Source organism: Paenibacillus sp. NPDC057934 (genome assembly GCF_042887565.1).
GTDB lineage: Bacteria > Bacillota > Bacilli > Paenibacillales > Paenibacillaceae > Paenibacillus_AQ.
In genome coordinates, this window is the sequence record NZ_JBHVPB010000006.1 from 432,392 (window position 1) to 450,303 (window position 17,912).

The window sequence follows — 17,912 nt, forward strand, 5'->3', positions numbered from 1 at the left end:
ATCTAACCATGTGCGCGGCTATAAATAATCTGTATTGTGTCGGACGAAATTACCTGCTACATGCAGAAGAACTGGGCAACAAGGTCCCGGCTGAGCCGATGATCTTCCTGAAGCCCTCTCATGCGGCAGTTCCTCTTGATAAAGCCATTATCCAGCTTCCGAAGGATGCCGGTCAGGTTCATTTTGAAGGTGAGCTTGTCCTGCGTATCGCGCGTGATTATGTGCCTGGAATGAGTGTGGAGGAACTGGTGGATGTGATGGCATTGGGACTGGACTTCACGCTGCGTGATGTGCAGAATGACCTGAAGAAGAAAGGTCTGCCTTGGACTGCAGCCAAAGGCTTCAAGAATGCGGCTCCGTTGACTCCGTATATTGCTTTTCCCGAACAGGATGAGCTGGAAGCTACGGATTTTGTGATTTTGAAAAATGGTGCGGAAGTGCAGCGCGGCAACGTGAAGGATATGATTTTTTCCCTACAGAAAATCGTTGACTTTATTGCTGACCGCTACGGGCTAGGCAAAAATGATCTAATTTTCACCGGAACCCCTGCGGGTGTAGGACCTGCGGTCACTGGTGATTCCTTCGAATTATATTGGGGAGAAAGACTGCTTGGCACCTGCCTGATCGGCTAGTGCGGGAAGCAACCCTATAGTGGCAGGAGTTGAATTCATGCAGCTTATAATCGGGGCCTGTGGTGCTCTGCTAGTCGCCGGAGCCGCGTATTGGAGACAGTCGCTAAGCTTCTCGGGTATGCTGGCGGCAGTGCTGATGGGCACGATTTATTTTGGAGCAGGTAACGCCTTCTGGTTTGGTGTTCTACTATTGTTCTTTATTACCTCAAGCCTGCTGTCCAAGCTTAAGCATGACAACAAGGCAGAGCTGGAAGAGACGTATGCTAAAACGGGCCGCCGCGATGCCGGACAGGTATTCGCTAATGGCGGGATCGGCATGCTGGTGGTACTGCTGAACGCCTTGTACCCGTTGGAGCTGTGGAGCTTTCTGTTCATCGGTGTAATGGCTACCGTGACCTCAGATACTTGGGCTACAGAGATAGGCACGCTTAGCAAAAGGCAGCCGCGCTCCGTGCTCACGGGCAAAGTGCTGCCTGCGGGTGCCTCTGGCGGGGTGTCGCTCCTGGGAACACTGGCGGCTGGTGCCGGGGGTGTCCTGATCGGTGCGGGCTCATGGCTGCTGCAGAGGGGTGCCGGAATGACGGACCAGGCCTTCTGGACGTTGGTTCTGGCCGGGCTGCTGGGCGGGCTCGCAGGCGCTTTTGCCGACTCGTTCCTCGGTGCAACCGTACAGCAGATGAATCGCTGCACAGTCTGCGGCCGTGAGGTAGAGAGTCCGCAGCACTGCGGCGTCCCTGCCGTACACGCCCGCGGTTGGCGCTGGATGACCAATGATGCAGTTAATGCCATTAGCTCGGCGGTGGGCGGGCTCGTGGCGCTGCTAGTTGGACTGGCCTGGTGAAATACTCAGTAAGGGGGTGGACTGCCTGGGCAGCGCATCCAATGTTAAATATACGTCCATTCTCGATGCTGCTTACAGACTTTTCGGCTCCGCCGGTTTCTACGAGACGAAGATGTCGCAGGTAGCGGAGCAGGCGGGAATTGCCAAGGGAACGATATATCTCTATTTCAAGAGTAAAGAAGAGCTGTTCATGGCCGTTACGCGGCGTGACTGCGAAGGTTTTCTGGGGCAGCTAGAAGAGAAGCTGGACGCCGAGAACAGCCTGACCGGCAAGCTGGCGACTGTAGCGGATCATCACCTGTTCTATTATTATGATCGCAAGCAACACACGAAGCTGTTTTTTCGGGCGCCCAACAATAACCCGGAGCTCGTGGCGTACATGACTCAATTCATGGAGCAGTACATGCAGGCAGTCATGAAGGTATTAGTGGAAGGCGGGGCCACGGAGCCGGAGTTAATGGCGCAGTCCTACATTGGCATGCTGGACAGGCTGAAGATGGATATTCTGTTCCATCCGGATTTCACGGCTGACGATGCCCGCAAGCGGTCGCAATTTGCTGCGAGTCTTTTCATTAACGGGGCGATGAACGCTCTACATATGCCAGAAATAGAAATGCCGCCGGACTGAGACACGTTGAGATTGTACCGGCTGGAAACTACGCAGCATCAGAAGATAAGGCCGTCCGGATTCCGGGCAGTTTTCTCCAGAATGTTATCAACTTCAAATATAAACTAAGGCAAGCGAGGATAAAGCATGAATATTATGACCGTGGAGCATCTCTCCAAAAGCTATGGTGAAAAAACGCTGTTCAAAGACGCTTCATTCGGGATGGATGACCGGGATAAGATCGGTATTGTTGGCGTGAACGGTACGGGGAAATCGACGTTTTTGCGTATCATCGCGGGCCTGGACACGCCGGATGAAGGACAAGTTGCCATCGGTAACGATGTGCGGGTACAATTTCTGGCTCAAAATCCCCCTTACGAGCCTGGTAATACGGTTCTTCAGCAGGTTTTTGCCGGAGAGGACCCGGCGTTGGTTGCGACCCGTGAGTATATGGATGTAGTGGCGCAACTGGAAGTCGATCCGGGCAATTCCGCGCTGGAGCGCAAGCTGGCCGCACTAGGCCAAGCTATTGACGCTGCTGATGCCTGGCATCTTGAAAGTGAAGCCAAGAGTGTCTTGACCAAGCTTGGTATCACTCGCTTCGATGCTCTTATGGAGAATCTGTCCGGAGGACAGCGCAAGCGTGTGGCCCTTGCCGCGGCGCTAATCACACCGTCAGAGCTGCTGATTCTGGATGAGCCTACCAACCATATTGATACGGATTCCGTAGCCTGGCTGGAGCAGTATCTGCAGAAACGGCGCGGCGCGCTGCTCATGATTACGCATGATCGGTATTTCCTAGATCGGGTTGCCAGCGTAATGCTGGAGCTGGATGGTGGACGACTGTTCCGCTATGAAGCGAATTATTCCCGCTTCCTGGAGCTGAAGGCTGACCGTGAAGAGCGGGAGGCGTCAGAGGAGCAGAAGCGTAAAAATCTGCTGCGTACAGAATTGGCCTGGATTCGCAGAGGGGCGAAGGCGCGTACTACGAAGCAGAAGGCCAGAATCGATCGCTTCGAGAAGCTCAAGGAGGCGACCGGCAATGCCTCCGGCGGTACACTTGATCTGTCCGTAGCTTCGACCCGGCTGGGGCGTAAAATCATTGAAATTCAAGAGTTGTCCAAATCATTGGACGGGCGACAGCTGATTAGCGATTTGACCTATATTGCTGTTCCGCAGGATCGAGTGGGAATAGTTGGCTCGAACGGTAGCGGTAAGTCTACGCTGCTGAACCTGATCGCGGGGAAATTGCAGCCGGACAGCGGTGAAGTTCAATTGGGCGCTACAGTGAAGCTCGGCTATTTCACGCAAGAGCATCAGGATATGGATCTAAACTTGCGGGCCATCGAGTATGTGAAGGAAGAGGCGGAAGTGGTCCGTACAGCGGATGGCAGCGTCATTACGGCTTCTCAGATGATGGAACGCTTCCTGTTCCCTCCGGCAGCGCAGTGGACCCCAATCTCCAAGCTCTCCGGTGGGGAGAAGAGACGCCTATATCTTCTGCGTGTCTTGATGGGAGCGCCGAATGTTCTGCTGCTGGACGAGCCGACCAATGATCTTGATATTGGTACATTGGCGGTTCTGGAAGACTATCTGGATGAATTCCCGGGTGTTGTCTTCACAGTATCCCATGACCGGTACTTCCTGGACCGGACGATCGACAAGCTTATCGCCTTTGAGAATGGTAAGATCCGGCTTCATGTCGGCGACTACAGTGAATACGAAGAGTGGCTCGCCAAGAATGTTGCCCCGGGGAGCGGGGCAGGGGGCAAAGGCGATGCTGGTGCCGGTGGTGCCAAACGCAGTGCACCCCAAGCCTCCGCAACGGATAATCCAGCACCGCCTCAAGCCAAGGAGAAACTCAAATTCACCTTCAAGGAACAACGTGAATTTGAAGGTATTGACGAGCAGATTGAGCTGGCAGAGCAGCACTTGGTCGACATCAGTGTGAAGATGGAAGCAGCCTTTGCCGACTCTGCACTCTTGCAGGAGCTGGTGGAGCAGCAGCGCCAGGGTGAAGCCGAACTGGAGCGTCTAATGGAGCGCTGGACGTATCTCAACGAGCTGGCAGAGAAGATAGCAGGCAAAGCTTAACGTTGCAAGCTTCATCCTACAGCGGACCATGTAACTGGAAAGGATGAGCGCTAGTGGTGGAGGGGATCATAGAAGCCGCTGTGGCCCTTAGAAGTGGTGGGCAGGCAGAGCAGGCTAGAAAGCTGCTGTTAGAGCAGCTTGAAGGATACCCGCAGCATGCCAGGCTGTATTATCAGCTGGCTTGGACACATGATGTGCTGGGCCTCGAACGAGCGGCAGTGCCATATTACGAGAAAAGCCTGTCGCTAGGTCTCCCGCCGGAGGATCAGGCGGGTGCGATGCTTGGGCTGGGAAGCACCTACAGAACGCTCGGGGAATATGAGCGTGCCAAGGCTATTCTAGCCCAGGGCATGGCAGAATTCCCGGATCGCGGGGAGTTTCCGGTATTCTACGCGATGGCGCTGCATAATCTGGGGGCCCATAGTGAGGCGATGGGCATCCTGCTGGAGCAACTCGCGGACACCTCGGCTGATGAGGGAATCCGTAGCTACAGCAAGGCTATAGCCTTTTATGCTGATAAGCTGGAACAAACCTGGGATTAAGATCCGTAGAGTAGAGATTCCGTGGCTAGAGATGCCAAGGATAAGATTAATACACAGCACAAAGAAGCTGACACCGGTAACGGACGTCAGCTTCTTTTTATGTTACCTGAAGGCCTCACTCAGTGAGGCTCAGAGGTGCTCATTTTAACTTTTTACTTCTATGAAGTGAAAGGTGATTTCACACAGAAAAGCAGGCGTTATTTTGTGAATTTAGGGTTGTAGGGTACAAACCTCCCATCTCCTTCACTAGTCGTTTTATAGTGAGAAAGATGGGCCATCTCCCCGACTAACGGCATTTTTGTATCTTATTTTTATTGAAAAGAGGAAAATAAGGGGAATAAGAGCATTTTTGTATCTTAATCTCTCTAGAAAGCTCACTTGGCGGGTATTCAGAAAGATTTAAGGTACCATATTGCACTTAATTCTCACTAACCCCTAGTTGCGGAGTAATTAGGGTACAAAAATGCTGTTAATTGTACTTCGGGAATCCCTATGGCGTGTGTATAGCCATACGGGGAGTGGAGTTGTCTTGTTGAATCTTTATTGTAGACTCTCTCTTTTCCCGGCCATGTTGGATCTTTAATGTGTGCTTTAAATCCGCTCTTTAAATCCATTCTATATAGATTCACTATTCCCGCGACACGGCGATCATTTGCACGACCGCTCGTTGATCACCGGTCAAGACGGCCTCATCGGCATTCATCTGCGAGGAGCCATCCCCGTCGAGAAAGATACCTTCCCGGCCTTCTCCCGGCACGCTCTCCAGGATAGCTGCCCGGAACGCCTCCGCCGTGCAGAGTGTCGGGGTTACGATCAGCCACAACGCTCCAGCCTTGTCATAGACCATGCCTGAGCGCATCCGCTGTTCATCGGCATACGGCAAATGCTCGTCTGCCGCTGTCACTGCCCAACGCTCCTCATCCTCCAGGTTCATGCTAATGCCACCCTGGGCAAAATAATGATTACGGTCGCTGACCTCCAGTTCATCACCGCTGGATACCACCTGAACCGAGAACTGGCGTTTCGCGCCGTCCCAGACCAAGGTACCACGGGCATACTTGGCATTAAACCAGCCTGAGCCGTAATCATGTCGCCCGCCGCTGACCGGATTGTCATTCATAATGGCAATGGACAACAGATCCTTGCCATAAAAGAAGCCGCCGTTGATTCCATAGGCGGCAACCTGCCGTAGCGGCACACCAGCGGGACGGAGAACTACACGGTCAGGGGAGAGGGACATCATGTGCAAAGCCACTTTGCCTGAACTTTCGGTCTCCCGGTACGTGTAGGCGTGGGGGAGGCCGTTAAAGACCTCCCGTTTTTCCTCTTTGTCCAGCAAGATCCAGGTAATGGCTATCAGAGCGATTGATAACGTAAGGCCGGTAAAGAACAGCCGGGGCTTGCGTTTCCATAACCGTTCCTCACGGACGACAAGGCTCTCAGTTGGCTCCGACATAAGCGGCAAGAAGCTTTGTCGTATTCAAGACAGCCTGCTTATGTGTACGTTCCATGGAGTGAGAAGCATGTACGCCCGGACCGATCAGGGCTGCACGGATATTGTTGCCGCCTTTCAGTGCGGCGGAGGCATCAGAGCCATACATCGGATAGATGTCTACGGCATAAGGGATGGCCAGCGCCTGTGACAACTCGATCAAGCGGCCGGTCATAGCATAATCGTAAGGGCCAGACGAATCCTTCGCACAGATGGAGACATCTGTCTCCTTGCAGCTCAGGTCATCGCCCATGGCGCCCATATCTACGGCGATCATCTCGTTGATATCGCCGGGAATCCACGAGGCACCGTGTCCAACCTCTTCGTAGTTGGAGATCAGCAGGGAGAGATTGTGCAGGGGCTTCCAGCCCTCGCGTTTGATGCTCTCCAGTAGGCCGAGCAGGGCAGCTACACTGGCCTTGTCATCGAGGTGACGGGACTTGATATAACCGCTAGGCGTAATCACCGCACGGGCATCAAAGGAAATGAAGTCTCCCACGGAGATGCCGAGCTTAAGCACATCATCTTTGGAAGATACTAGTTCGTCAATACGGACCTCCATGTTCTCTTCCTGACGTTTGAAGTCGCGTGCATCGGCATAGACATGGACGGAAGGATGACTCGTCAAGATTGTACCTGTATAGGTCTTGCCGCTGCGGGTGTGAATAATGCAGTATTCATTTTCGATACTATTCATCGTAAAGCCGCCTACGGAAGTCAGGCGCAAGGTGCCGTTGGATTTAATGGAACGGACCATCGCGCCCAGGGTGTCCACATGGGCGCTAATACCTACCGTACGGGAAGGATCTAGGCCGGAAACGGTCAGGACCACGCCGCCCTTCTCATTCCAGGACAACGGGATATCCAGCGCAGCTGCCTCTTCGGCTACAAGGTTCATCACCTCAGCGGTATAGCCGCTAGGGCTGGGAGTATCGAGCAATTTTTTAAGAATGGATAGAATGTATTCTTCATTAGGTTGAATCGTAAGCATGGATTAAAGCCTCCAGTTCATGGGAAAATAGGGCCCTCGGCAGAAGCCGATGCCCTTATGTATTTTACACCTGTGTAGAGCTGTCTGCTGACACACTCTCATCGCTCAGCGTGAAGCTATCCAGCGACGTGCTGTTTTCACGCAGCTTGGCCAGTTCGGCGGTCAGCTGTTTAATCTGCTTCTGCAGTTTGTACTGACGGAAAATGCCATAGGACCCGACGATAATCCCGCCGATCAGGGCGCAGCCCAAGATGACGAGAATCAGCGGCATGCTGACGACAGTGAAGAAGAAATTGACCTGTACCGGATCGACATTAATCACCGCAAAAACTGCGGTAAGCAGCGCGAAGATCAGACCCGCGATCAATGACCATTGTAATTTCATGAGGGTATTCCTCCTTAAAGGGCTACAGTATAAATCCCCTGCCCGCGACCGGGCAAGGGATTAACTTTATACTAAACGTTCTTTTTTACTTGGTCAACTGTTCCATCTGCTCGATCACGCTTTCGAACACGCTCATCGCTTCACGGATCGGTGCAGGGGAGGACATGTCAACACCGGCTTTGGACAGAATGTTGATGGAATAGTCGCTGCCCCCGCTCTTCAGGAAGCCGAGGTAACGATCCACCGCCGGTTTGCCTTCCTCCAGAATCTGTTTTGCAAAGCTGGTGGCTGCCGAGAAGCCTGTAGCGTATTTGTAAACGTAGAAGCTGTTGTAGAAATGGGGAATACGTGCCCATTCCATTTCGATATCCTTGTCAACAACCATGTCCTTGCCATAGTATTTCACGTTCAGGTCATAGTAGATGGTGGACAGATCCTGCGGAGTCAGGGACTCACCGGCTTCTGCGCGTTCATGCACAATCTTCTCGAATTCAGCAAACATTGTCTGCCGGAATACAGTTGTACGGAACTGGTCGGCATAGTAGGTGAGCAGATACATTTTTTCCTTCGGATCAGTGGACTTATTAAGCAAATAATCCATTAACAGTGCTTCGTTGGTAGTGGAAGCAACCTCCGCCAGGAAAATCGTGTACTGTGCATCACGATACTTCAGCGTATTGTCCGAATAGTAGGAATGAAGAGCGTGACCCATCTCATGTGCCAGCGTGAACATACTGTTCAAGTTGTCGTTATGGTTCAGTAGCACGTAAGGGTGAGTGCCGTAAGCTCCCCAACTGTATGCACCTGTACGTTTGTTCTCATTCTCGTAGACATCGATCCAGCCGTTGTCATAACCTTCTTGCAGCACCTTCAGATAGTCCTCGCCTAACGGCTTAAGGCCTTCTTTGGTAATTTTCTTCGCTTCATCAAAGGTAATGTCCAGCTTGTATTCGTCCACCAGCGGAGCGAACAGGTCATACATATGTAGCTCGTCAACCCCAAGCAGCTTCTGGCGAAGCTTCATATAGCGGTGCATCAGCGGCAGACTCTCATGGATCGTATTGATCAGATTGGTGTATACCTCTTTTTGGATATTGTCACCGTAGAGGGACATTTCCAGCACCGACGGATATTTACGTACGCGAGAGTAGAACACATTCTTGTTCACATTGGCACTCAGCGTGGCTGCAATTGTATTCTTCTGTTTGGCGTAAGTCTCGTACACCGCTTTAAAAGCGTTCTTGCGGACCTCACGGTCCGGGCTTTCCAGGAACTTAATGTAGCTGCCATGCGTGAGCTCTACTTCTTTACCGGTCTCGTCCTTAATCTTCGGGAACTTAAGATCGGCATTGTTCAGCATGCCAAAAATGTTTTGCGGCGCCTGGGACAGGTTCCCCACTTGGGCTAGCAATGCCTCCTCGGCTTTGGTGAGAATATGCGCTTTCTGGCGCTTCATCTCCGTGAGCGTGAAGGTGTAGTCGGACAACTCGGAATCAGCGATGAACTGGTCGAGCTTCTCGACTGGCAGGGCCAGAATTTCCGGTGTGATAAAAGAAAGCGCCTCGCCGGCTTCTACACTAAGCTGCTTTGCTTTCTGGGAAAGAGCCTGATAGACCGGATTAGCAGTGTCTTCATCCTGACGCATATGTGCATAGACATAGAGTCTTTCAGTGAGCAGGGAGAGCTTGTCATCCAGTTCGAAGCAATCCTTCAGTGCTCCGGCAGTATCGAGCTTGCCCTGAAAATCGGCAGCCTTTTTAATGAGACCTTTGGTTTCGGTGTAAGCGTCATCCCAGTCTTTCTGCGAAGCAAACATATCTTCAAGCTTCCAGCGGTTCTCCGCAGGCACTTCACTTCTTTTTAGTAATTGTTCCATGGAAATCCTCCTCGAATGATGGGATGATGCAGGTGTTGATTCCTGCGGCAGCATGGCGGATGATAAATCACCCGGCAAAATAGAGAGCGCTAGCAGTAACGAGAGAGTGTGGGTCCATACAGGCAAGTCGGAAGCCTCCTTATAATAAAAGGTGTTCCTAATATGCCCAGCTGGACCATGATTATGTAATCTCCGCGTCGCTTATGCGCAGGTTATGCCAGAAAGCTGTAAATAATGAAGACAAAAGCCAGAAAAATCATAATGGCGGCTGTCAAGGCCATCCCCCGCTTCAATCGCTGCGGAACCCGGTCCCTGGACATAATCAGCACGGCACCGAGGCATAGAACAACGATTGTATAAACCGTGAGGTTCTCTGTGTTCATCCTCGTTATACCTGCTTGAAAGCTTCCATGATTTTCTTATACTCTTCTTCGTTGTCTTTATAAGATTCTTTGTTGAAGCGGTTGCCGACCCACTGCATCATGGCCGGACGGCTCATAAAGGTATGAGTTTCCTCACCCCATTGATCGGAAATTTCCCGAAGGATGATATAGCGGCCCTGTACCTCAACCGTCATCATGTTCCATTTGTCTGTTTTGTATATTTCGTGTTTTTTGATCATTTTCATTACCACCCTGGCGATTTTTGGCTTTTGGGTCAATGATAACGCACCGGGGAAGGGAAAAGCAAATTAATTCAAGGATACGGGGGGAAGATGGATTGCGCTGGACAATAAAATGGAGTATAATGTAAGCATACGCCATATATGGCGCTATTTTTAGGAGGTTGTTCATTTGAAAGGTACAGTAAAATGGTTTAACGCAGAAAAAGGTTACGGTTTTCTTCAAGTAGAAGGCGGCGAAGACGTATTCGTTCACTTCTCAGCAATCCAAGGCGATGGTTTCAAGACTTTGGATGAAGGTCAAGCTGTTGAGTTTGACATCACTGACGGCAACCGTGGTCCACAAGCAGCTAACGTAGTAAAACTATAAGAATCGGTTTTGACAGCCCGGCTGTCTGCTGAGAAAATATATATCTATTTTGGCTAGCTCTTGTAAAAGTGGTAACCAACGAATTATACAACACACAGTTCTCTCGGGAACTGTGTTTTTTTGTTATATCTGATAATGACAAAAACCCTGCGACCTCTTATCGAAGGACACAGGGTATGGTTGTTATCGCAGTCGATTCCTCACAAGAAATGAACACCTATAGCGTGCGTTTCTCAGCAGGAGCAGTTCCTGCCGGTTGCGATTCCTGAATTTGAATAGCCTGATTCTGGAGTGAAGCATTCGTTGTGAACCTTGGGTTGGCGGACAGCAAGTATTTTACCAAAAAACCAGCAAATGCGAGTATTGAAAAGAGTGCTGCAACCATGTAGAAGGTAGAGCGTCCGGCATTTTCATAGATGATCCCACCGAAGGCTCCACTCAGCAGCCCGGAAGCACTCGACCAGACGATAGTGAAGAGCGCCATGCCCGTGGCCCGCAGATGATCGGGGATTATCCGTGTAATGTAACGAACCGAGGTGACATAAAAAACACCAAAAGTCACACTGTGCATGGCCTGGATGAACACCATCGCCAACGGAGCATGAGCGTAGGACATGAGCAGGAAGCGCAGGGCGTACATGAGACTGGCAAAGACAAGCAGAGGCAGCTCCTTGAAGCGTTCTCCATATTTGCTAAGAAGAAAGAATACCGGAATTTCACTTAACGCCGAAGCAAGCAGCGCCCAGCCGATAATCTCTTCGCCAGCCCCAAGTTGCTTCAGGCTGATGGTCAGAAAAGCCTCATTCATCCGATGCCCCAGGGCAAGTAGAAAGACGATGCCAAAGAACGACAGTACTTCTTTTTGCAGCAAAATTTCTTTCAATCCACTGCCTTTGTCGCCCTTATGACTCTTCTCAGGTTTGCTCTTCAGCGCTGCCGGGTCCCGTTTTGCATCTTTTAAGGGAATGGTGATCAAGAGGGCAGCGATGACGATAGCAATACAGACAGCCATGCTCCAGGAGGAGCCTACAGCGCGCAGTAGGTAGCCTACTGTCAATGCGAAAAAGGCATAGCCGAGAGAACCGAAGACCCGAATCGTGATGAAATTCCGTCCATAGCGGGTAGCGGTTTTGATAGCCATTGTATCTGCAAGTGGAAAAACAGGGTAATAGAAGAAATAGAAAAGGGATAAAATAATCATAACCGATGAAAATTCCGTTGCCCTCGCTAAAAGAAGTGCTAGAACAAGCTGACCTGCCAGCAGGATGACCATGATCTTCTTGATAGTGCCCAGTCGGTCGCTGATCATGCTCCAGAACAGATTGGAGAGAATTGAAATAAGCGGTCCGAGAGAGTAGAGGTATCCTACCTGCGAACTACTGAAGCCGAGATGGGTATAGAATAATGGGAAATAAGATACAACCAGGACACTGGTGCCGAAAACCGTAAACATAAAGGATCGCAGCCAGTTCTGGTCACCTGAACCGCTGCTGCTCCGTTCTGAAAACATGATGTTTTGCACTCCTCCGAATATCAAATACGAGTAGTATAGCACAAAGGAAGGAAGCTATGTTTACGAAAATGGCGGTATTTCTGAATCTTGCAAGGATTTGCGAAAGTGATTTTGTTGTTTGTACAAATACGATGATCATATTATAATAATGATGATTTGGATAAGGAGACAACAATGTGGAGGCACTGTCATTGAATGAATTTGAGCAAGGCCGTTACCTAAGCCCGAAAGGTCCTATAGGACTTATGAAGAGGGTCTACAAGTACGTGCTGCCGGAAGTTAGGTCATGCCTGGGCTTCTGGCGTCAAGATGCGGAAGGGATTCCCGATCCCGAGCTCCGGAAGCAAGCGCTCGCCAGCATTGAAACTAAACAGTTTCATTGTGAGGGCGGCGGTATTTATGCGGCTGGTAATTTATCCATGAGACATATACTTATTCCGCTTATTGTTGCTTATCAAACGATCAGCGATTATCTGGACAACTTATGTGACCGTAGTACCTCGCAGGATCCTGCTGATTTTAGGCTGCTGCATCAGTCGATGCTAGATGCCATCAATCCTGAGGCGGAGCTCGTCAATTATTATGCGCTTCGCACCGAACAGAATGATGGTGGTTATCTGCACAGGCTGGTTCGCAAATGCCAAGAGATGATTTCCCTGCTGCCGGGTTATGCGGCTGCGGCGGATGAGATTGCCGATTTGGCTGTATTGTATACGGACCTGCAGGTGTACAAGCACATTCGCCCGGAACTCAGGGAAGCTGCCCTGAAGGAGTGGTGGGGGGAGCATGGGAGCCGTGCACCTCATTTGTATTGGAATGAGTTTGCAGCGGCTACAGGATCTACTCTGGGTGTGTTTATGCTTTTTCTGGCCTCATGTGATCCCAAGCTAAGTAAGGCACAGACGGCGTCCATTCGTGCCGCGTATTTCCCGCATGTGTGCGGTCTGCACATTATGCTGGATTACCTCATCGATCAGGATGAAGACAGGGCCGGCGGTGATCTCAATTTCTGCAATTATTATGACGACACTGATACCATGTTGAATCGGATCGCTTCCATCGTGGAGTGGGCCCGCAAGGATGTCCGGAATCTTCCCGAGACCTCGATGCATCGCATGGTCATCGAAGGTTTGCTGGCATTGTATTTATCCGATCCGAAAGTTAGCGAGCAGCGGGAAGTTCGCTCAGTATCAAAACGGCTGATGAAGGGAAGCCCGCTAACGAGGCTCTTCTTCTTCGTGAACAGCCGCTGGATACGCAAACACATGTATTAGGAATGCTGTGAAAGCAGTTTCTCGCAAGAGATACGGCCTTCGCACAATTTTAAGGAGGAACATCAGAATGGCAACAGTTAAAAAGATCGCAGTCTTGACCAGCGGCGGGGATTCACAAGGGATGAATGCCGCAGTTCGCGCAGTAGTGCGCAGCGCACTTTATTTCGGTATTGAGGTGTTCGGTATTCAACGCGGATACCAAGGACTTCTGAACCGGGATATCTTCCCGATGGACCTGCGCAGCGTGGGCGATATCATCCAGCGTGGGGGGACTATCCTGCAGTCGGCAAGATGTCTAGAGTTCGTGAAGCCAGAAGGCCAGCAGAAGGGTGCGGACATCCTTAATGAGATGGGCATTGACGGTCTGGTGGTTATTGGCGGCGATGGATCTTATCAAGGGGCCAACAAGCTGAGCAAGCTCGGAATCAGAACGATGGCCCTGCCGGGAACCATTGACAACGATATTTCCTACACAGACTACACCATTGGTTTTGACACTGCAGTAGGTGTTGTTGTGGACGCAATCAATAAGCTTCGCGATACAATGTCTTCACACGAACGTTCTTCGGTTGTTGAAGTTATGGGTCGCCACTGTGGCGATATCGCGCTGCATGCTGGTCTTGCTTCTGGCGCGGAGACCATTCTTGTTCCTGAAATGCCTTATGATCTGAATGAAGTAGCTGATCGTATGCGCGATAACTTTGTCAAAGGCAAGAGACACAGTATTGTGATCGTAGCCGAAGGCGTAGGCAAGGGCGAAGATGTTGCTCAAGCACTGAAGGACCGTCACTCCTCCCTGGATGCACGTGTTACTGTGCTTGGACACATCCAACGCGGTGGTACACCGACACCAGCGGACCGCAACTTGGCAAGCCGCCTGGGTGATTTTGCTGTGCGTAAACTGCTGGATGGCGAATCCGGTAAAGCTTGCGGTATCATTAAAGGTGAGCTTGTTCTGACTGACATTGACACGGTAGTCAATAGCAAGAAGAACTTCAACGTTGAATTGTATGAATTGGCTTCCCGTCTTTCTCAATAAGAGCGACAATGATTGTCTACTGAAATTATGATGTTTATGGAGCCCTGCGGCGATCGCAGGGCTTTTTTATGTTGGAAGTTGCGGGCACTGGGCTCTGACCAGTCCACCATGCCGTGCGATATGCGCACAGCGGTTCAGCGTAACGTGCACTATAGGAGATTGTGCGCGTTGCAGGCGATTTCCGGTGAGGACGATTGAAGATGACTGGATATTTTACGTTTGACAACATACCCCCACCCGTATAATATATACCCCATAGGGTATAATAAGGAGGATAAGAAATGAATAGAAGAATTGTAATCATTGGGGGCGTGGCCGGAGGGGCTTCCGCTGCGGCAAGGCTACGGCGTTTGAATGAGCAAGACGAGATCGTTATGTTCGAACGGGGCGAGCATGTTTCTTTTGCTAACTGCGGACTGCCTTACTATATTGGTGGTAGTATCAATGCCCGGGAGAAATTGTTCCTACAGACCCCCAAGGGGATTAAAGACCGTTTTAACATTGATGTGCGCGTGCTGACAGAGGTAACGGCTATTGACCGCGAACAGAAGATTATCCGCTTCCGCAACACGCTCACAGGTGAAGAAGGGACACAAGTCTACGATCTCGTAGTGCTATCGCCGGGTGCAAGGCCTATAATGCCAGAGATTCCGGGTATCGAAAGAGCGGCTAACTTGTTCACGCTAAGAAATGTTCAGGATACGGATAGAATTAAAGGCTTTGTGGATGAGCGTCACCCTAAACATGCGACGGTTATCGGCGGAGGGTTTATCGGACTGGAAATGGCCGAGAATCTGCGCGAACGCGGCATTGAGGTTACACTTCTTGATCGAGGGGAACAACTGCTGAATCCGCTCGATCCTGAAATGGCGATTCTTGTGGAGCAACATATGAACCTAAATGGGGTGGACATTCGGTTGAAAGAGGGCGTGAAGGAATTTAAGTCTGCAGGCCGGGAATTGCATCTGACCTCCGGAGATTTGCTACACACGGACATAGTTATTATGGCGATCGGGGTAAGTCCAGAGAATGATCTGGCCCAATCCTGCGGGCTTGAGCTTGGATTCCGTGGGGCAGTCAAGGTGAATGCCCAGCTTCAAACGAGCGACCCTGCCATTTACGCAGTGGGTGATGCCATTGAGGTCAAAGACCGGAATCATGGATTTGCTACGATGGTGTCACTCGCCTGGGGAGCGAATCGCCAAGGAAGACTGGTAGCTGATCATATCAACGGTAAGCCCATAGCGTATGAGGGTGCGCTTGGTACAGCAATCATTAAGATCTTTGCACTGACAGCGGCTTCGACGGGCAACAACGAGAAAACGCTGCGCCGGCTTAACGTTCCGTACAAGGCGGTTCATCTGCACCCGAACTCCCACGCAGGGTACTATCCTGGAAGCTCGCCGATCTCTATGAAGCTGTTGTTCAATCCAGGAACGGGGGAAATCTATGGCGCACAGGCTGTCGGAGCGGATGGAGTGGATAAAAGAATCGACGTTATCGCCACAGCCATCCGCGGTAAGCTGGATGTGCAAGAACTGGCTGACATAGAGCTGGCGTATGCGCCGCCTTACTCATCGGCCAAGGACCCTGTCAATATGGCCGGTTATATCGCCTCTAATCTGATGGATGGGCTGGTAGATACGCTGCAGTGGCATGAGGTAGATGCTTTTTACAGGAACGGTGGGCTGATCATAGATGTCAGAGATGCGGCTGAACTGCTGGCAGGGACTATTCCAGGCTCCATTCATATTCCACTTGGTCAGCTGCGGAGCCGGTTGGCTGAGATTCCACGTGAGCAGGAGATTGCAGTTTCTTGTCAGGTAGGGTTGCGCGGATATATCGCGGCACGGTTGTTAAGTCAACATGGTTATCGCGTACGTAACGTAGATGGAGGGTACAAGACATATGCTTCAATGCTGCGAGCTCGGCGACTGCCCCAATCCCCAGGAGAAGGCGAAGGTGCGGATCGAAGTGGTCCAGCTGAAGAAAAGAGTGAACAGCCGGGGCCCGAGCATCTCAGGCACGAACTCACCTCTGAGGTTCCAGTAACTCATAATCCAATAGGGACGAATGCACAGTTGACCCTGCTGGATACTTGCGGATTGCAATGCCCGGGGCCTATACTCAAGGTATACGAGACGGTACAATCATTGGAAGAAGGCGGCCAGTTGGAGGTAACCTCGACAGACTTTGGTTTTGCCGCAGATATCGAGCAGTGGTGCCACAAAACAGGCAATACATTGGAGGCGCTGGATGTGTCTCAGGGGAAGGTAACTGCTGTGCTGCGCAAAGGTCAGGATGCTTCTCGGAATCAAGATGATCGGTTATTGATCTCTGAATCAGATTCAGATTCTGGGAACAAAGATGGTTCGACCATGGTTGTGTTTAGTGGTGATTTGGACAAAGCGATCGCATCCTTCATTATTGCAACCGGAGCTGTCGCTATGGGCAAGCAAGTGACCATGTTCTTTACCTTCTGGGGTTTAAACATTTTGCGGAAAATACAGGCGCCTGCTGTAGAGAAAAGTGGCATGGAGCGAATGTTCGGACTCATGATGCCACAGGGCAGCAAGTCCCTGCCGCTCTCCAAAATGAATATGGGCGGGCTGGGGCCGAAGATGATTCGCCATGCGATGGAGCAGAAGAATGTAGACTCTTTGGAGCAACTGATGCAGGGAGCTATGAACGCAGGAGTGCGGATGATTGCCTGTACGATGAGCATGGATATTATGGGGATTAAGAAGGAAGAGCTGCTGGACGGTGTGGATTTTGGAGGTGTAGCCAGTTATCTCGGCGCTGCCGACGATGCAGGCGTTAACTTGTTTATTTAAAGGAAGTGTGAAGCTATGGAGTATGATAAAGCGATCAAAAATAGACTGAAGCGGATCGAGGGCCAGGTTCGCGGTGTATTGGGGATGCTGGAGGAAGGCAAGGACTGCCGCGAGATTGTTACCCAACTGACGGCCATCCGTACAGCGGTCGACCGAACTGTAGGGACTGTGATCGGCTCCAATCTGCAGCATTGTATTCAAGAAGAACTGGAGCAGGGCCATTCGCCGGACAAGGTGATAAAGGAAGCTGTGGAGCTGCTCGTTAAGAGTAGATAAGGGACCAGAGCGAGCGTTAAGTGACTTAGAGGTTGGAAAAGCAAGCAATTAGAAGTTAAGCATTTTGGTAGTGAATTGTGGCCCAATAGCTGCCGATAGGTGACAGACCGCAGATAGCAGGCTGGAGCACGTGTGCAGCGAAATAAGGACAATTCTGTACCTTAATTTCCTGCGAAATCATATTATTTTGCAAATAAGAGCAATATTGTATACTAATTTCATAGATGCAGCCTCTTTTCGGACAAAAGTAAAGAATTAACATACATTTCTGCCCTTATTTCCCGTTTGGTGTGTTTACATCTAAAATTAAGATACAATTTTGCCCTTATTATTTTTTTGTGTACTCTGCGAGATGAGTTTGTCTACTATACCTCAAGGTGGAGGCAAGGGGCCGAAGTTGAGCGTATGGGGGTATGGGGATGAATTGGACTAGATTTATCAACGATTTCTCCTCCCCGAGTTAACTATTTATCGCAAAAGGGGAAAGCTCCGCAGCCTTTCAACTTACATTCGAACTTGCATTC

17 protein-coding genes are annotated in these 17,912 nt (G+C 50.7%); 10 read left to right on the forward strand and 7 right to left on the reverse strand.

Annotation, left to right across the window (positions count from 1 at the left end; translation table 11 throughout):
• Window positions 1-8 precede the first annotated feature (8 nt).
• The 5 genes from ACFVRY_RS16735 (at window position 9) to ACFVRY_RS16755 (ending at window position 4,716) form a co-directional block, all read left to right on the forward strand.
• The gene (locus ACFVRY_RS16735) at window positions 9-632 is read left to right on the forward strand and encodes a fumarylacetoacetate hydrolase family protein (protein ID WP_387501414.1); all 624 of its coding nucleotides are present in this window, start codon (window positions 9-11) and stop codon (window positions 630-632) included.
• A gap of 37 nt (window positions 633-669) precedes the next feature.
• On the forward strand, window positions 670-1,473 hold the full coding sequence (locus ACFVRY_RS16740; RefSeq protein ID WP_387501360.1) for a DUF92 domain-containing protein: 804 nt from the start codon (window positions 670-672) through the stop codon (window positions 1,471-1,473).
• The gene (locus ACFVRY_RS16745; protein ID WP_387501361.1) at window positions 1,457-2,101 is read left to right on the forward strand and encodes a TetR/AcrR family transcriptional regulator; all 645 of its coding nucleotides are present in this window, start codon (window positions 1,457-1,459) and stop codon (window positions 2,099-2,101) included. The genes ACFVRY_RS16740 and ACFVRY_RS16745 overlap by 17 nt, the downstream gene beginning before the upstream one ends.
• A gap of 126 nt (window positions 2,102-2,227) precedes the next feature.
• On the forward strand, window positions 2,228-4,174 hold the full coding sequence (locus tag ACFVRY_RS16750) for an ABC-F family ATP-binding cassette domain-containing protein (protein WP_387501362.1): 1,947 nt from the start codon (window positions 2,228-2,230) through the stop codon (window positions 4,172-4,174).
• Between the two features lie 56 nt (window positions 4,175-4,230).
• Window positions 4,231-4,716: a tetratricopeptide repeat protein gene (locus tag ACFVRY_RS16755; RefSeq protein WP_387501363.1), complete on the forward strand. Its 486-nt coding sequence runs from the start codon at window positions 4,231-4,233 to the stop codon at window positions 4,714-4,716.
• Window positions 4,717-5,344: 628 nt separating this feature from the next.
• Here the strand turns inward: ACFVRY_RS16755 and ACFVRY_RS16760 are convergent.
• From ACFVRY_RS16760 to ACFVRY_RS16785, 6 genes are all read right to left on the reverse strand, one after another.
• Window positions 5,345-6,172: a hypothetical protein gene (locus tag ACFVRY_RS16760; RefSeq protein WP_387501364.1), complete on the reverse strand. Its 828-nt coding sequence runs from the start codon at window positions 6,170-6,172 to the stop codon at window positions 5,345-5,347.
• Complete coding sequence (locus ACFVRY_RS16765; RefSeq protein ID WP_387501366.1) at window positions 6,156-7,199, reverse strand: M42 family metallopeptidase; 1,044 nt, start codon at window positions 7,197-7,199, stop codon at window positions 6,156-6,158. Before ACFVRY_RS16765 ends, ACFVRY_RS16760 begins: the two co-directional genes overlap by 17 nt.
• 64 nt (window positions 7,200-7,263) lie before the next feature.
• Entirely contained in the window at window positions 7,264-7,584 is a 321-nt protein-coding gene (locus ACFVRY_RS16770; RefSeq protein WP_379468709.1) for a LapA family protein, read from the reverse strand.
• 85 nt (window positions 7,585-7,669) lie between these two features.
• The gene (pepF, locus tag ACFVRY_RS16775) at window positions 7,670-9,460 is read right to left on the reverse strand and encodes an oligoendopeptidase F (RefSeq protein ID WP_387501367.1); all 1,791 of its coding nucleotides are present in this window, start codon (window positions 9,458-9,460) and stop codon (window positions 7,670-7,672) included.
• 212 nt (window positions 9,461-9,672) lie between these two features.
• Window positions 9,673-9,843: a hypothetical protein gene (locus tag ACFVRY_RS16780; RefSeq protein ID WP_175406426.1), complete on the reverse strand. Its 171-nt coding sequence runs from the start codon at window positions 9,841-9,843 to the stop codon at window positions 9,673-9,675.
• Between the two features lie 5 nt (window positions 9,844-9,848).
• Complete coding sequence (locus ACFVRY_RS16785; RefSeq protein ID WP_066371860.1) at window positions 9,849-10,082, reverse strand: hypothetical protein; 234 nt, start codon at window positions 10,080-10,082, stop codon at window positions 9,849-9,851.
• Between the two features lie 172 nt (window positions 10,083-10,254).
• Between ACFVRY_RS16785 and ACFVRY_RS16790 the strand changes: the two genes are divergently transcribed.
• On the forward strand, window positions 10,255-10,452 hold the full coding sequence (locus ACFVRY_RS16790; protein WP_019911834.1) for a cold shock domain-containing protein: 198 nt from the start codon (window positions 10,255-10,257) through the stop codon (window positions 10,450-10,452).
• Window positions 10,453-10,669: 217 nt separating this feature from the next.
• Here the strand turns inward: ACFVRY_RS16790 and ACFVRY_RS16795 are convergent, their stop codons facing one another.
• Window positions 10,670-11,962, reverse strand: coding sequence for an MFS transporter (locus tag ACFVRY_RS16795; RefSeq protein ID WP_387501368.1), 1,293 nt, complete (start codon window positions 11,960-11,962; stop codon window positions 10,670-10,672).
• Window positions 11,963-12,156: 194 nt separating this feature from the next.
• Here ACFVRY_RS16795 and ACFVRY_RS16800 point away from each other — a divergent pair, with 194 nt between their 5' ends.
• From ACFVRY_RS16800 to ACFVRY_RS16815, 4 genes are all read left to right on the forward strand, one after another.
• Entirely contained in the window at window positions 12,157-13,239 is a 1,083-nt protein-coding gene (locus tag ACFVRY_RS16800; protein WP_387501416.1) for a tetraprenyl-beta-curcumene synthase family protein, read from the forward strand.
• Between the two features lie 67 nt (window positions 13,240-13,306).
• Complete coding sequence (gene pfkA, locus ACFVRY_RS16805) at window positions 13,307-14,278, forward strand: 6-phosphofructokinase (RefSeq protein WP_387501369.1); 972 nt, start codon at window positions 13,307-13,309, stop codon at window positions 14,276-14,278.
• A gap of 281 nt (window positions 14,279-14,559) precedes the next feature.
• A complete protein-coding gene (locus tag ACFVRY_RS16810) occupies window positions 14,560-17,112 on the forward strand; it encodes a CoA-disulfide reductase (protein ID WP_387501370.1) in 2,553 nt (850 codons plus the stop codon).
• 15 nt (window positions 17,113-17,127) lie between these two features.
• A complete protein-coding gene (locus tag ACFVRY_RS16815) occupies window positions 17,128-17,388 on the forward strand; it encodes a metal-sensitive transcriptional regulator (protein ID WP_387501371.1) in 261 nt (86 codons plus the stop codon).
• The last annotated feature ends 524 nt before the right edge of the window (window positions 17,389-17,912 follow it).

Coding starts and splice junctions, on each gene's coding strand:
- pepF (WP_387501367.1), bottom strand. CDS start 9,460: ATGGAACAATTACTAAAAAGAAGTGAAGTGCCTGCGGAGAACCGCTGG.
- ACFVRY_RS16795 (WP_387501368.1), bottom strand. CDS start 11,962: ATGTTTTCAGAACGGAGCAGCAGCGGTTCAGGTGACCAGAACTGGCTG.
- ACFVRY_RS16770 (WP_379468709.1), bottom strand. CDS start 7,584: ATGAAATTACAATGGTCATTGATCGCGGGTCTGATCTTCGCGCTGCTT.
- ACFVRY_RS16760 (WP_387501364.1), bottom strand. CDS start 6,172: ATGTCGGAGCCAACTGAGAGCCTTGTCGTCCGTGAGGAACGGTTATGG.
- ACFVRY_RS16810 (WP_387501370.1), top strand. CDS start 14,560: ATGAATAGAAGAATTGTAATCATTGGGGGCGTGGCCGGAGGGGCTTCC.
- ACFVRY_RS16785 (WP_066371860.1), bottom strand. CDS start 10,082: ATGATCAAAAAACACGAAATATACAAAACAGACAAATGGAACATGATG.
- ACFVRY_RS16740 (WP_387501360.1), top strand. CDS start 670: ATGCAGCTTATAATCGGGGCCTGTGGTGCTCTGCTAGTCGCCGGAGCC.
- ACFVRY_RS16815 (WP_387501371.1), top strand. CDS start 17,128: ATGGAGTATGATAAAGCGATCAAAAATAGACTGAAGCGGATCGAGGGC.
- ACFVRY_RS16750 (WP_387501362.1), top strand. CDS start 2,228: ATGAATATTATGACCGTGGAGCATCTCTCCAAAAGCTATGGTGAAAAA.
- ACFVRY_RS16735 (WP_387501414.1), top strand. CDS start 9: ATGTGCGCGGCTATAAATAATCTGTATTGTGTCGGACGAAATTACCTG.
- pfkA (WP_387501369.1), top strand. CDS start 13,307: ATGGCAACAGTTAAAAAGATCGCAGTCTTGACCAGCGGCGGGGATTCA.
- ACFVRY_RS16780 (WP_175406426.1), bottom strand. CDS start 9,843: ATGAACACAGAGAACCTCACGGTTTATACAATCGTTGTTCTATGCCTC.
- ACFVRY_RS16765 (WP_387501366.1), bottom strand. CDS start 7,199: ATGCTTACGATTCAACCTAATGAAGAATACATTCTATCCATTCTTAAA.